10 protein-coding genes are annotated in these 14,746 nt (G+C 51.8%); 2 read left to right on the top strand and 8 right to left on the bottom strand.

The window, feature by feature from the left end:
• The first annotated feature begins 26 nt into the window (after positions 1-26).
• Entirely contained in the window at positions 27-1,532 is a 1,506-nt protein-coding gene (locus BKD14_RS10475) for a glycosyl transferase family protein (RefSeq protein ID WP_075655886.1), read from the top strand.
• Positions 1,533-1,568: 36 nt separating this feature from the next.
• Here BKD14_RS10475 and BKD14_RS10470 read toward each other — a convergent pair whose 3' ends face one another.
• From BKD14_RS10470 to BKD14_RS10440, 7 genes are all read right to left on the bottom strand, one after another.
• Entirely contained in the window at positions 1,569-3,593 is a 2,025-nt protein-coding gene (locus BKD14_RS10470; protein ID WP_075655884.1) for a putative 2-aminoethylphosphonate ABC transporter permease subunit, read from the bottom strand.
• The gene (locus BKD14_RS10465) at positions 3,590-4,753 is read right to left on the bottom strand and encodes a putative 2-aminoethylphosphonate ABC transporter ATP-binding protein (protein WP_075656348.1); all 1,164 of its coding nucleotides are present in this window, start codon (positions 4,751-4,753) and stop codon (positions 3,590-3,592) included. The genes BKD14_RS10470 and BKD14_RS10465 overlap by 4 nt, the downstream gene beginning before the upstream one ends.
• A gap of 187 nt (positions 4,754-4,940) precedes the next feature.
• Complete coding sequence (locus BKD14_RS10460) at positions 4,941-5,963, bottom strand: putative 2-aminoethylphosphonate ABC transporter substrate-binding protein (protein WP_022711017.1); 1,023 nt, start codon at positions 5,961-5,963, stop codon at positions 4,941-4,943.
• Between the two features lie 201 nt (positions 5,964-6,164).
• Complete coding sequence (locus BKD14_RS10455; protein ID WP_075655882.1) at positions 6,165-7,517, bottom strand: aspartate aminotransferase family protein; 1,353 nt, start codon at positions 7,515-7,517, stop codon at positions 6,165-6,167.
• 116 nt (positions 7,518-7,633) lie between these two features.
• Entirely contained in the window at positions 7,634-9,091 is a 1,458-nt protein-coding gene (gene phnY, locus BKD14_RS10450) for a phosphonoacetaldehyde dehydrogenase (protein ID WP_075655880.1), read from the bottom strand.
• 92 nt (positions 9,092-9,183) lie between these two features.
• Entirely contained in the window at positions 9,184-10,443 is a 1,260-nt protein-coding gene (gene phnA / locus BKD14_RS10445) for a phosphonoacetate hydrolase (protein ID WP_075656346.1), read from the bottom strand.
• A gap of 54 nt (positions 10,444-10,497) precedes the next feature.
• Positions 10,498-11,691 carry a 2-aminoethylphosphonate--pyruvate transaminase gene (locus BKD14_RS10440; protein ID WP_075656344.1) on the bottom strand — a complete coding sequence of 398 codons (1,194 nt, stop codon included), beginning with the start codon at positions 11,689-11,691 and terminating at the stop codon, positions 10,498-10,500.
• A gap of 224 nt (positions 11,692-11,915) precedes the next feature.
• On the opposite strand from BKD14_RS10440, the gene BKD14_RS10435 reads away from it, so the two are divergent.
• Positions 11,916-12,800, top strand: coding sequence for a LysR substrate-binding domain-containing protein (locus BKD14_RS10435; protein ID WP_075655878.1), 885 nt, complete (start codon positions 11,916-11,918; stop codon positions 12,798-12,800).
• Between the two features lie 43 nt (positions 12,801-12,843).
• On the opposite strand, the gene BKD14_RS10430 is transcribed toward BKD14_RS10435, so the two are convergent.
• A complete protein-coding gene (locus BKD14_RS10430; RefSeq protein ID WP_075656342.1) occupies positions 12,844-14,403 on the bottom strand; it encodes a D-aminopeptidase in 1,560 nt (519 codons plus the stop codon).
• Between the last annotated feature and the right edge of the window lie 343 nt (positions 14,404-14,746).

Here is a 14,746-nt window from a genome sequence, read left to right as displayed (position 1 = left end):
GCACCAAAGCCGGAAGGAACAGTTAAATGCGTGAAAAGACTGTGCCTGATGACAAGAAGTCAGCCAAAGACAGCACAAACAGCGCCTTGCCCGCGTCCCGCTTAGGGCAGTTAAGGCTGTTGATAGCTTTGGATACATTGCTTGTGGAGGGCAGCGTGCAACAGGCTGCCAAGCGCATGAATCTCAGCGCTCCGGCGATGAGTCGCCTGCTCAATCAGATTCGGGAAGCCTTCAACGATCCCATTTTAGTGCGTTCCGGCCGCCGGATGATCCCCTCTCCGCGCGCGGAAATGCTGCGCCTGCGCCTGCGTGCTCTTGCGGATGAGGCTGAAAACCTGCTTAGCCCCGATATACCGGCAACGCAGACACCGGCGGAAACCGGCTGGCAGCAACAGGCTTTGCTCGCCGTTCCGCCTTTATCTCTCAGAACACCGCTGATCGGCGGGCAACCCAGCCCCAAACAACTGGCCAATCAGCTCGCTGATCTGAGCAGCAGTCATGATCCTGTTTTACGGTTTTCTCGGTTTTTAGGCATACTCGGCCGTGGTGCCGGAAACAGCCGTCCGCTGACGATTGAGGAGGCAGAGGAAGCCTTTTCCCTGATCCTGCAGCAACAGGTTGATCCGATGCAGGCCAGCGCATTTTTCAGCCTGATCCATTATCGCGGAACAGCCGCTCAGGAACTGGCAGGTATGGTCAGGGCTGCAAGCCAATATTATCAGCTGGATGATACGTTCAGTCCGCAGGCGGATCTGGACTGGCCTGCCTATCTCTCCCCCAACTCCCCGCGTGCACCATGGTTTTTACAGGCCGCCAAACTGCTCGCTCAGACCGGATATAAAATCGCGCTGCATGGCAGCAATGGCAGCGGTGTAAATAGCGGTAAGATTGAACAGGCAGCGCATGCGCTTGGCATTCCTGTTGCACAAAACCTTGCCGATGCCCGCCAAACACTGAAGAACAGCCACATTGTCTATATGCCATTAACAGGTTTTGCGCCTGCTCTTGCATCGATGATGGCGCTCTATCCGCTATTTGCCGCGCGCTCTCCGGTGGGCGATTGTGTGCATCTTCTCAATCCGTTGCAAGCGCATGCCAGCCTGCTGGGTGTATCCCGACCGGCCTATAGGGAACTGCACAGAGATACGGCAAAGCTGTTGCAGGAACTTCCGGAAGTGCATAGCACTGCTGTTTATGGAAACAGCCAGCGACAACTAACTGTTCTCAGCGGCAATCGCGATGTAGCGGAGTTTTATCCTTTCCGTGTGGCAACACTTTTAAGTCTCAGTGGTACGGAAAGCTCTGATATTATTATAAAAGCACTGCATGAGCCGGAAGCCCTGCCCCGTATCGGCATGGATTCTTTTGAATATTGGCAGGCTATCTGGGCAGGGACTGCCATTGACCCGCGTCTTGAAACCGTTGTCACAGCAACAGCGGCGCTCGGCCTGATGACATTGCACAATGATCCCGACTTCAGCGGCTGTCACACCAAAGCAAAACAACTCTGGCAGCAGCGCCACAATAAATAAACGGCACCTCCCGCAGAAGGTGCCGTTTAATCACTCTCAGGTGCCACGCCATTTCTGTGTCTTGCGCAGCAGCATTTGCGACAAGCCATAATGCACAAGTCGTGCCGCGACATTGGTATAGAAGATCATCATCCCCATAGCGGCAGCGGGTGCCACATCCCCTGCATCATCCATATTCAGTACGGCGACGGAAGCCAAAGTTGTATGGGCGGAATACAGGAACACCACGGCGGATACTGTCGTCATCGCATTGACGAACAGGTAGATTGAAATATCCAGAATGGCCGGGAGGCACACCGGCACGGTCACCCGCGCAAATAATTTGTAGAATGGTTGTTTGAGTGATGCCGAAACGGACTCAAATTCCGGATCCATTTGTTTCAGTGCGGTCAGCGCCGTCAGATGGGACACCGTGTAAAAATGTGTCACGGTACAGATGACAAGAATAATCATCGTTCCGTAAATGGTGCTCAGCGGATTTGCCGGATTGTTGAAGAAAAAGATATAGGCGAGCCCCAGCACCATCCCCGGCACAGCCATTGGCAGCATGGCCAAAAACTGGAACAAGGCGCGACCTTTGGCAAAGCCCTCGGTCTTCTCAACCGCATAGGCACCGACAAACACAACCACGGTTCCGATAATCGCCGTCAGAAAAGCCAGCTGGATAGAATTGTAATAGGAGCTCCAGCCACCGCCATCCATACGCCCGAACTCAAAATTGCGCAGGCTGAGGCTCAGATCATAGGGCCAGAATTTTACGATGGCCGCTAATTGGCAAACCAGCAAAAGGCCGGTGATGAAAACAGCTATCAGAGCGCAATAAAGCAGGCACAGATTGTCAAACAGCGGTTTCTTTTTCGGAGCAAACGGTACAGCTCGTGCAGATAGCAGGGCAACCTGTTTGCGCTGGATAACTCTGTCGACGGCAAAAGCAATCACAGCGGGAAACAGCAGCATTACAGAGACAACCGCACCGATTTCAAAATTCTGCTGGCCGATGACCTGCTTATAAATATCCACCGCCAGCACATTATACTGACCGCCGATAACCTTTGGCAGACCAAAATCTGTAATAACCAGATTGAACACCACAAAGGCTGCTGAAATCAAACCATAGCGGGCACCCGGTACAGTTACCGTCCAGAATGTGCGCCATTTGCTTGCCCGCAGGGAATCTGCCGCCTCATAATGACGGGCATCCGACACAGCCAGAGCCGTTGAGATAATCATCAGCGCATGGGGAAACGTAAAGAACACCGATCCCAGCACGATGCCCAAAGGCCCGTAAATCGGCAGACCGAACAGCAGCTCTTTCAAAATTCCCTGATTACCGAACAGATAGATCAGTGCAATCCCCGGCAGCAATGACGGCACGAGAATTGGCATCACCGCCACCAGCTTGAAAAAGCCTTTAAAGCGCATTTTGGAACGGTTGAGCGCATAGGCAAAACCAAAAGCCAGTGAAACGGTGAGCACCATGCTGACCAGCGCGATCACCAGAGAATTCCTGATCGACTGAAACAGCGCCGGTGATGAAAAATAAGTGCGATAATTATCCAGCCCTGTCGTTTGATGCGGCATCAGCATGACACGGCGGAAATTATTGGAATCCACCTCCTGCCATTCCTGCCCCTGATAGGGAGCAGAGCCGATCAGAAACCGGCTGTTATCCGTCAAACCACGGATGCGATAATGCTCTGGCCCGCGAAAGCTGAATTCCGGAAACAAAGCCACAGGCGACAAACGACCGCTATTGGAGGTTGCCAGCTCATCTTCTGAAATGGTTTTCAGATCGGCATTCAACTGACTTAAAGACTGAGCAGGAGCCCAGTTGCCTTTGCCGTCACCAACCTGCACTTCATAATTTTCCAGCTGAAACTGGTAACTGGCAAAAGATTTGGACAGCATCACATAGAGCGGCGCAGCCAGTGTAATCAGCAGGTAAGCGCCGATAATTAGCATCATACCGCGCTTGATCCAGTCGTCCGAACTGACCTTCTGACGGATAGCCTTGCCCGCCGGCATGAGCGGCGCAGCAGAATAATCGCTTACAGCACTCATCGCCTGCCCTTTCCGTCAAAAATCAGCAAACGGCTTTTCGGCAATTCAACAAGAATAGTCATACCTTCTGTCAGGCCGAGGCGTCGTTCCGCATTGATGGAAAAGTCAGCAATCAGCTGCTGGTTTTGCAAATAGGTGCTGCGCATATGCGTGCGCCAGAAAGAGCCGAGAAATTCCATGGCTTCGATCTGCACCTCAATCAGATTTTCCCCGTTTCCGGCAGAGGAACTCGCATCCACAGCGCGGCCATGGGGGATCACATCATTCGGCCTGATCACTGCAACAGCCTCGCTGCCCTCCGGCAGATTATGTTCATTGCATTGCAGAACCAGATCACCGGAAAATGCGGTACCATCCGCACCGATTGTGACCGGATATTTATTGGTCTCTCCGATAAAATCCGCCACAAACAGGCTGCTCGGCTGGCGATAAACATCAAGCGGCGTACCAACCTGTTCGATTGTCCCTTTATTCATCACCACGATACGATCAGCCATAGCAAGCGCTTCTTCCTGATCGTGGGTGACCATGATTGTTGTCACGCCGAGCTTGCGCTGCAATTCTTTAATCTCGTGACGCAGATGCACGCGCACCTTGGCATCAAGCGCAGAAAGCGGCTCGTCAAGCAGCAAAAGTCCGGGAGAAATCGCAATCGCCCTTGCCAGCGCAATGCGCTGCTGCTGTCCGCCGGAAAGTTGTGAAGGATATTTTTTCGCCTGATCTGCCAGTCCCACCAGTTCCAGCAATTCGGCAACGCGCTGCGTAATCTCGGCGCGCGATTTCTTCATATTTTCAAGCCCGAAGGCGATATTCTTTTCAATGGTCAGATTGGGAAACAAAGCATAGGACTGAAAAACAATCCCGTAATCGCGTTGGGCAGGCGGCAGGCAGGAAATATCTTTGGAAGCCTGATGAACCGTCCCCCTTGTCTGCAGATCCAGCCCTGCAATGGCACGCAGCAATGTGGTCTTGCCGCAACCGGAAGGCCCGAGAAAACAGATAAATTCGCCTTCTCTGATTTCCAGATTGATGTCTTTCAGCGCATTAAACTCTCCGAAAGCTTTCCAGAGGCCGTCAACCTTGAGATATTCCTGTCTGTTTGCTGACGCATCGCCGGCATTATATGCCTGCTGACCGATACGAACAGCATCTGTAGCCATTTCATGTTTCACGAATTCATTCCTCTGGACTGACATGGTCACACTCCCTGAACGAACGCGGAAAAGCCCGCGTTCGCAGTCGCATTATGCGTGTCTGTTAGAGCAGCTTCGGAAAACACGGGAACCGGCCTGTGTCCGAAACCATATGAAGACAGAAATTCTGCCGCTCAATGAGACAGCGTTCCGATCAGCCTTTGGATTCAGATTTTGAATCGTACCGTTTCGACCATTCTTCCAGAATGGCTTTGCGATTATTCGCCGCCCATTCCAGATCATTTTTAATCATCTTCTTTTCGAGATCAGCAGGAATATGTTCCACAGGCTTGGCAATGCCCGGCAACGCGACCACGGCAAAACTCTTATTGAGCGCTTCCATGGCATTCGGTGTCAGTGTCCAGTCCATCAGGGTTTTGGCGGCATCCATATTCGCTGTACCGGCCATAATCGCCACGGCCTCGGACTCCCAGCCGGAGCCTTCCTCAGGGAAGATAATATCCACCGGCGCACCGGCACTCTTTACCTGAGAGGCCGGAAACTCAAAGGAAACACCGATCGGTATTTCACCCGCACCGGCCATTTTGCACGGTTTGGAGCCGGAATGCGTGTAATTGGCGATATTCTCATGCAGGGCATCCATATAGTCCCAGCCGCCCTTTTCGCCGAACATCTGCAACCATGACGAAACATCGAGGAAGCCGGTGCCGGACGATGCCGGATTAGGCATGACCACATGACCTTTATATTCAGGCTTGGTCAGGTCTTTCCAGCTTGCCGGCGGTTTCAGGCCAAGTTTCTCTGCTTCAACCGTATTGAAACAGACCGCGGCCACATAGGCATCAAGCCCGATCCAGCTGGTCGGACGATCCTTATCCACAAAACGCGGATCCAGCTTGTCGACATCTTTCGGCGTATAAGGCTCTAGCATGCCTTCATTTTTAAGGATCAGCAGCGATGTGGCCGCAATACCCCAGACAATATCTGCCTTCGGATTATTTTTCTCGGCCAGCAGCTTGGCGGTCATGACCCCTGTGGAGTCACGTACCCAGTTCACTTTAATATCCGGATGATCTTTATTAAAAGCTTCTGCAAAGCGTTGCAGATCAACAGCTTCAAAAGCAGTATAAACAGTCAGTTCTGTTTGTGCATAAGCACTTGATGCCAAAGCAATACCGGCAGCAAGGGACAGAATAAAAGCGCGATGCTTTTTCATTTCATATTTCCCCATTGTTATATCAGCTTTTTGTTATGTGTTTGATAGCTGATTGCTTATTTTTATACCTGCTTTTGCAGGCTGTTCCCTCTTATGGCTCCTCATAGTGCGAACCGCAGTTCAATAAGTAAAATCTATTTATTTTATACATCGCCCTCCAAAACTTATAGGTTAGAGAGCGTTTCCTCCGGACAGAAAAATCTATGCGCCTTCCAATATCGCTCTTTCGACAACGGACAGTGCCTGTTCAAGCTCCTGCTGAGTAATGATGAGTGGCGGCGACAACGTCAGCACATTGCCCTGACTGATCTTAAAACTGACGCCGCCCTCCAGACAGCGATAATAAACCGCCTCAGCCAGTGCATTATCCGGCTCACGGCTGTGCCGGTCGCGCACCAGCTCCACGCCGAACAGCAAGCCACGACCACGCACATCTCCCACATGCGGTGAGCGCAATTGCAATTCCCGAAGACGGTTCATCGCATATTGGCCAAGCTCGGCCGCACGCTGAACCAGCCCTTCTTCCTCAATAATCTGAATTGTGGTGAGCGCGGCGCGCGTCGTTACCGGATTTTTCTCATGGGTATAATGCCCGATCGCATAATCACCACATACATCCAGATCACGGCGCACAATTGCCGCCGCGATCGGCAGCATACCGCCACCCAGCGACTTACCGAGCACAATCATATCCGGTGTCACACCATCATGATCGGACGCAAAAAACTTGCCCGTCTTGCCAAGTCCGGTCGGAATTTCATCAAAAATCAGCAAAGTTCCGTGACGATCACAAGCCTCACGCACTTTTTGCCAGAAACCGGGCGGCGGCGGATAGGGTGTGGCACGCATCGGCTCTGCCACCACAGCGGCAATATCACCCTCACGCTCCAGCACAAAAGACACAATATCCGCACAGGCAATACCGCAGCTTTCAGGCCCTTTATGCTTGTAATGACAACGATAACAGGCAAAAGGCGGCACATGTTCGGCACCGGACAATAATGGCCCTGCAATACCCGAACGGAATGTTGCTTCTCCGCCCACAGATGATGCGCCAAACCCTGCCCCGTGAAAGGCATCCCAGAAAGACAGGGTTTTAAATCGTCCTGTGGCTGCCCGCGCCACTTTCAGCGCCACCTCAATTGCATCTGAGCCGCCGGTGGTAAACAGAGTTTTTCCCAAGTTGCCCGGTGCTATTTCTGCCAGTTTTTCAGCCAGTTCAATTGCCGGTTCACAGGTAAACCGGCGTGGTGCAAAACTCAGATCATCCATTTGTTGCTTCACAGCAGCAATCAGTCTGGGATGGGCATAACCGATATGATGGGCGCTATTGCCGTGAAAGTCCATAAAACGGCGTCCGTTCGCATCCTCAATCCAGATGCCCTGCGCCTTAACAATCGCTGTGAGACAAGGGCTGGAAAGGCTCTGATGCAGAAAAACATCCGCATCACGGCGCAGCACTTCCTCCATGTGAGAACTGTTTTGCTGCGCCTGCCATCGCTGCCTTGCCTCGGAGCGGTTGGACTCGCCCTCTGTGTGCACTGCCAGTTTCATACTCGCCGCCTCCCCGAACGGTTTTCAGATAATGTGGCGGTTGCGATACGCATGCTTGTTATACTTTATTGCATTCTACGTATCGCGAACCTTGTTTTAAGCCCTTCTCCCGCGTCTCACTCCCATGGCAGTGAGAAGGTTTTGACATTGGTGAAGCTTTTCATCGCTTCAATCACACCTTCTTTATAACCATTGCCGGAATCTTTAATCCCGCCGAAAGGCGACATCTCGATACGGTAACCCGGCACTTCCCAGATATTGACCGTACCGACATTGAGTCCGCGAATATATTTCTGCATACGCCGGTAATCATTGGTGCAGACACCGGATGACAAGCCGAAATCTGTCGAGTTAGACAGCGCAATCAGCGCATCATCATCATCCGGTGCACGAATAATCGGAATGACCGGCCCGAAAGTTTCCTGCATCACCAGCTCCGAGCTGTGCGGCACTTCGTCAACCACAATCGGTGGCAGTAAAGCGCCCTGACGACCCGGATCATAGAGAATTTTTGCCCCCTGCTCGGCTGCCATATAGACCAGTTTTTCAAACCGTGCGGCAGCCTGTTCATGGACGACGGTACCGAGTTCTGTTTTCGGATCCATCGGATCACCAAAGCGTATTTTCTTTGCCCGTTCCAGCACCATTGGTACAAAACGGTCGGCCACGCTTTCCTGACACAGGATACGTTTCACGGCCGTGCAGCGCTGGCCGGAGTTTTTCGTCGCCCCCGCCACAGCAAGATCGGCCGCTTTTGCCAGATCATCATCACTCAGATCATTGAGAATAATCAGCGGATCATTACCGCCGAGTTCCAGTACTGTGCGTTTATAGCCCGCAGTATTGGCAATCATTTTGCCCACAGGAACACCGCCGGTAAAGGTAATCAGATCAATATCCGGATTGGTAATCATTTCCGAGCCGATATCTTTCGGCAGGCCAGTTACCACCGACAGCATTTCCGGCGGCAATCCGGCTTCATACATAATATCGCACAGCAGCAATGCGGTCATTGGTGTCAGTTCGGTCGGCTTTACCACCACGCAGTTATTGGTGGCAATCGCCGGTGCCACTTTATGCGAAACCATATTCAGCGGATGATTGAATGGCGTGATTGCCGAAATCGCACGTAATGGCTCACGAAACGTGAAAATCTTGCGGGCTTTGCCGTGCGGTGTCAGATCACAGGAGAATATCTCACCGTCATCATGCAGGCACATCTGCCCTGCAAGCGTAAATACGTCATAGGCACGGCCGACTTCGTAATAGGAATCCATCTTGGAGATGCCCAGTTCCGAAGTAATCAGATCAGCCATTTCCTCTTTGCGCGCCACCAGCAATTCAGCTGTGCGCAGCAGGATTTTTTGCCGTTCATAGCGTGTCAGCTTCGGCTTATAGGCTGCGGCAATTCTGAAAGCCTCGCGGGCATGTTCAGCTCGCCCTGCCGGAACCGTGCCGATGACCGCATTTGTGTAAGGATAATGCACATCAAAAACGGCATCCGCATCGACCTTTTTACCGGCGATCCGCATAGGCTCATGTCTGGTTTTAATGATTGTTTCCGGCTTCACCACAAAGGCTCTCCCTTCAATTCACCCCACCGGAAACCGGTCTGATTTTAAAATCAGAGACCGGTTTACCGGCACGGGGGAATGTTTTCCTCAATTTACGACTGAGCTACCGCAGCTGTAACCGCATAGAAAAACGCATCAAAATTACGCAGAACCGGTGCTTCCGGCAGGTCCGGCATCTGACGGTTCACAATGAAAGGCACGGCCTGTTCTGTCAGCCCGCCATGCGAGCGCAGAGGCTCATTCAATGCTGCAAGATCATGGCGATGCTCACTGGTGCCGATGGCTTTATTCTCCGATGACACCAGAACAATATCGCCGATACGGTCTTGAGGCAGTTCAAAACGCTCAGCAGCATCAGCATTGTTCAGCACCACATCAATGCCTTCAATGGCCGCCAGCCGCTTCATAATATCGCTGATATCCGTACCATCCGGCAGATAGGCCGTTGCAAAAGAACCAAGCGCGCCGTGGTGCACTACATAAGGATCAGTGATCGGCAGAATAACCCGCGCGGCATCCTTGCCCAGCCAGTCGTCGAGCACATCCTGCACATAGACAACATCCGGTGAGCCATCAGCCTTATGTTTCGGCTTCATGCCGTGATCTGCAGTCACCACAATGGCCGCACCTAAAGCATCCAGCTCGGCCAGATATTTGTCGAACATTTCATAAAACGCATTGGCCTGCGGCACACCCGGTGCATATTTATGCTGCACATAGTCTGTTGTGGTCAGATACATCACATCAGGCCGGAAAGTTTTGAGCAGCTTCACACCGGCAGCGAACACAAATTCTGAAAGCTCTGCGGAATAGACCTCAGGCACCGGCATACCCAGCCATTGTGATGCATTATCAATGCCGTTTTCCGCTTTCGTTGTCGTATCGGAACGCTCTGCCGAAAAACAAATCGCGCGATTATCTCCGAATTGCAGGCCTGCCCCCAGCAAAGCCCGCAGCTTGTCTTTAGCAGTCACAACCGCGACTTTCGCACCGGCATCATAGAAGCCTTTGAAAATGGTCGGCGCACGCAGAAAGCGCACATCATTCATCATCACTTCCGTACCGGTTTCACGGTCATAGAGATAGTTACCGCAAATGCCGTGGACTGCAGGCGGGCGCCCTGTGGCGATGGAAAGATTATTCGGATTGGTAAAACTCGGAATAACACTATGGGCGGTGCGTACCGTTCCGGTCTCTTTAATGCGTTTCAGTGTCGGCATCAGCCCCGCAGCAATTGCCTCATCCAGATAAGCCGGTTCGCACCCGTCAAGGCAGATCGCGATAGCGGGGACATTCGGCCAGTTATAATCACGGCCGTTCACGGTTACGGTTACCTTGGTCATCTTGTTCACTTCATTATCCTCCGCAGGCGGCATTACGCTAACCTGCTGTTTTAAATTTAAAACTCAGGCTGCGAGCTTGGCACGTTCATCCAGTGCTGCGGCTGGCGGGGCAGCTGTGTCCACACCCATTTCTGTCAGGCTGTCTGCGGCGGCAGCAACGACCTGTCGCATGATATTGGCGTCCATCCGCCCGATGCAGCCGACACGGAAACTGTCGACAACGGTCAGCTTGCCCGGATAGATGATGAAGCCCTTATCCTTCATCAGATCATAGAAGCGGGAAAACTCGAATTTCGGATGAGCAGGATTGAAGAAGGTTACGATGATCGGCGACAGCCAGCGATCACGCAGCAGTGTTTCAAAACCCAGCTGACGCATCCCCTCCACCATCACATCACGATTATTAGTATAGCGTGCCAAGCGTCCTTCGGCACCGCCTTCGGCTTCATGCATCCGCAAGGCAACCAGAAACGCAGCAACCACATGGGTCGGCGGCGTGTAGCGCCACTGACCGGTTTTATTCATCGTTACCCATTGCTCATATATGTCGAGGCTCAGAGAATGGCAGTTGCCCTTAGCGGCTTCCAGCACGCTTTTGCGGGCAATCACAAAGCCGAAACCAGGCACACCTTCGATGCATTTATTGGCCGAGGAGACCATGGCTTCATAGCGGATTTTATTCACACTCAGATCAACCGCGCCGAAAGCACTCATACTGTCGACAAGCAGCTTGCGCCCCTTGGCATAAACAACTTCGGAGATTTCCGCGACCGGATTGAGAATGCCGGAGCTGGTTTCGCAATGCACCACAATCACATGGGTGATTGCCGGATCGGCATCCAGCGCCTGCGCAACCTCATCCGCACGCGGCGGGAGATAGTCTCCCTTGTCAATTTTACTATGCGCACGCCCCAGATAATTCAGTGTCTGCACAATGCGCTGCCCGTAGGCACCGTTCATCAGCACCAGAATTTTGCTGTCTTTCGGCAGAAATGTCCCGAGCATGGCTTCAACCGCAAAGGAGCCGCTGCCCTGTATCGGCACACAATCAAATTCATGCTTGTCATCACCGGCAACACGCAGCAAACGCTCACGCATTTCGGCTGTCATTGCCCGAAAATCACCGTCCCATGAGCCCCAGTCCCGCAACATCGCCTGCTTCACCGCATAATCGGTGGTCAATGGCCCCGGTGTCAACAAATAGGGTTCTCCCAATGCCGGTGCCAGAAACTGATTGGCGTTCCAGTGCGGAAGCATATCTGCTCCTGACTGCGGTCGTTTTTCACCGGCTGATTGCATTTCCTGTCCCTCCGGATAGCTTGCATAAATGCGGATTTGCTTCATCCTCGGGCAAAGGTAATTATTTGTAAAATCGTTATTTCAAATCAAACTATAAGTTTTGCAGATATAACTTGTGCCGGAATTCCTCTGTGTTAGAGTTCGTTTTACAGTCAGAAAACACTCGGCATCAGGAGAAATCCATGCGCTATGTTCAGTTACGGGCGTTTCATTATGTGGCAATTTCCGGCGGATTTTCCCGCGCGGCGGAAGCTTTATGTCTGACACAACCTGCTATTTCCGATCAGGTGCGCAAGCTGGAGGAAGAATATGATGTTCTGCTGTTCAACCGTCATAAGAAACAAGTCAGCCTGACCGATGCCGGTGTAAAACTGCTGGAGATCACGCACCGGCTATTCGAAGTGGAGCAGCAGGCACTGGATTTCCTGTCAGAATCGCGGGTGCTGCGTGCGGGTAAATTGCGTATTATGGCTGATGCAGCACATCATATTCTTGGTATTCTCGGAGCCTTCAGGGAGAAATATCCCTCCGTGCAAATCAGCGTGCAAACCGGCAATAGTGAGGAAGTTATCTCCAGCCTCTATCGCTATGAAGCAGACATCGGCGTGCTGGGCGAAGTACCCAAAGCACGGGACTTTCTCATTCATAAGCTGAACTCTTCGCCGATCATCGCCTTTGTCGCCAGAGATCATCCGCTCAGCCGTTTTTCTAATATTGATCTCGCAGAACTGCTGCAATGGCCGCTGGTCTTCCGTGAAAAAGGCTCGAAAACACGTCAGAAACTGGAAGATCTCGCGCTTGAGAAGAATGTCGTGCTGAAACCTGCTATTGAGGCAGAAGGACGCGAGGCCGTTCGTGAGATTGTTGCAGGCGGTGCCGGTATCGGCTTTGTTTCATTAGCCGAATTCAGCAATGACAGCCGCTTGCATCCGCTTTCGATCAATACGCGTGAAGAGCTGATGGATGAAACACTGATCTGCCTGCAAGAGCGTAGCAATGGCACACTTATCAATGCATTTTTTAAAATTGCCTCCGAAAGTGATACGCATAATATTATCAAGAATTAACAAGTAAAAAACCCCGCCGGAATGATCCGGCGGGGTTTTAATATCAGACTTTTTTATAGATTATGCCGCGGGCAAGCCAGCAGCCGATTGTCAGCCCCGAGATCGCACCGGACGCATCGCGTTCGGCCACCACAGTCCAGTCACCCGGTGCCGGAGCATCCATTCCGCGCTGACATGGCAAAAGCCAGATATCTTCGGCAATCGCATAAAGTGGCTGCATTGGGCCTTTACCTAAAAAGCCTTCAAATGCTGCATAGACAGCGCTTCCTGCAATTTCACAGACAAAATCAGCATCCATTTCCGCACAATGATAGCGTCCGGCAATATCTTGCCGCCCGTTTCCGGAAACACGATGTAATTTTGCGGAGAGGTTTTCGCCATCGCGACGAAGAGCAATCTCATCACCTTTACGCTGCAAAACCATTCCCGAAGATTGCAGACTGCCATCGGCCTGCATATCCATCATTTCAGGTGATGTACCAAACCGCGCATGAACCTGCCCACCGACAGCCGGTGTAAGGCTAAGGCTCAGTTTCGTGGCCGGATCAAAATAATTTCCATACCAACCTGCATCGACCGGCAGGGCTTCAGTTTTTGCTTTAGGAATGCCCAAAGCAGCACGCATCAACTGCTCAGCTGCGCCATAGGCGCTGGCCTGATGATTAAACATCACAATAACAGACACACGTGCATCAGCCGCATGGAACCGCTGACAACGCCAGCCGCGCAGCGCACCGCCATGGCCAGTAATTTTAACATTGTCAAAATTGACATGGTTAAGGCCATAGCCGTAACAAGCCGGTTTACCGTCCGTGTAAAATTGCGGACGGGACAAACGGTTATAAATACCGTTTTCATCACCACGCGTTGCATCAATAAACTGATCCCACGCAATCATATCATCCAGAGAGGCACAGACCCCCGCATCCCCGCTCCAGTGAATATTATTCACAGCAGGTGTAAATCCGGAGACAATATTGCCCTCATAACCGACTGCATCGCCAGGCGTTATAGATGTGTCAGGGAAAAGTCCGGCAGTTTTCATACTCGCAGGCAGGAAAATACGCTCACGCAGAAGTTCATCCAGTGAACGACCCGTTTTCTCTTCAATCAAAAAAGACAACAGACGGAAATTACCGTTATTATAGGAATAATGTGTACCGGTTTCAAAATGGGTTGTTCGGATTTTTCCAAGAAGCTGACGAGCATTATCTGCCGTAAAAACACCTTCCGGATCAGCGCCATTAACTACAGTCAGCGCCCAGTAATCCCGCAGGCCGGACTGATTGTTGCATAGATCAGCAATTGCAGGGCGTTTACCTTCAAAGTCAGGCAGATAGCTAGCCAGCGCATCATCAAGAACAGAGGCTTCACCAAAGATATCCAGCAAGGCTGCGCAGGTAAATTCTTTGCTGACAGAACAGATCGGCATCATGGTCGCCGCACTCATCGGCACCCTTTTCTCCAGATCAGAATAACCCCAAACCCGCTTCGCTATAACCTCACCATCTTTAAGAACCGCAGCGACGCCCCCCGGTCCTTTATATTGTTCGGAGAGGCTCAGCAGCACGGTATCAATTGCTGATTTATCAACGGCTTGCATAAATTTCATTCCCGCTTATGTGTCTTTGCACTCAGGCATAAGCCACTCACCTTCACAGCTCAAGAGGGATTATCTGCCTGTAATGCCGCAGGATCAGACATGACTGTTAAACGGCAGGCAAAGCAGCTAAAAATACTACCCACGCCTCCCCTCCTCTTGCATGTTTTAAACACAAAAAAGCCCCGCGCATTTCTGCCATGGCTTGGGATGTTTTATTGGGAGATTTAGTTTCGGGGGCAGGCTTTGAACCGTTCGTCGTGCAATCGATATTGTATCGCTTGCTTTTCCTCCTCCGCCTTCAGGTTATGGGGCTGATGAGGTGAGAGCGTATAGAAATCGATTG

This window comes from Pseudochrobactrum sp. B5 (genome assembly GCF_001939785.1).
Classification (GTDB): Bacteria; Pseudomonadota; Alphaproteobacteria; order Rhizobiales; family Rhizobiaceae; genus Pseudochrobactrum; species Pseudochrobactrum saccharolyticum.
The sequence above is the reverse complement of the archived record's forward strand: the minus strand, read 5'-3'. Positions and strand labels throughout refer to the sequence as shown.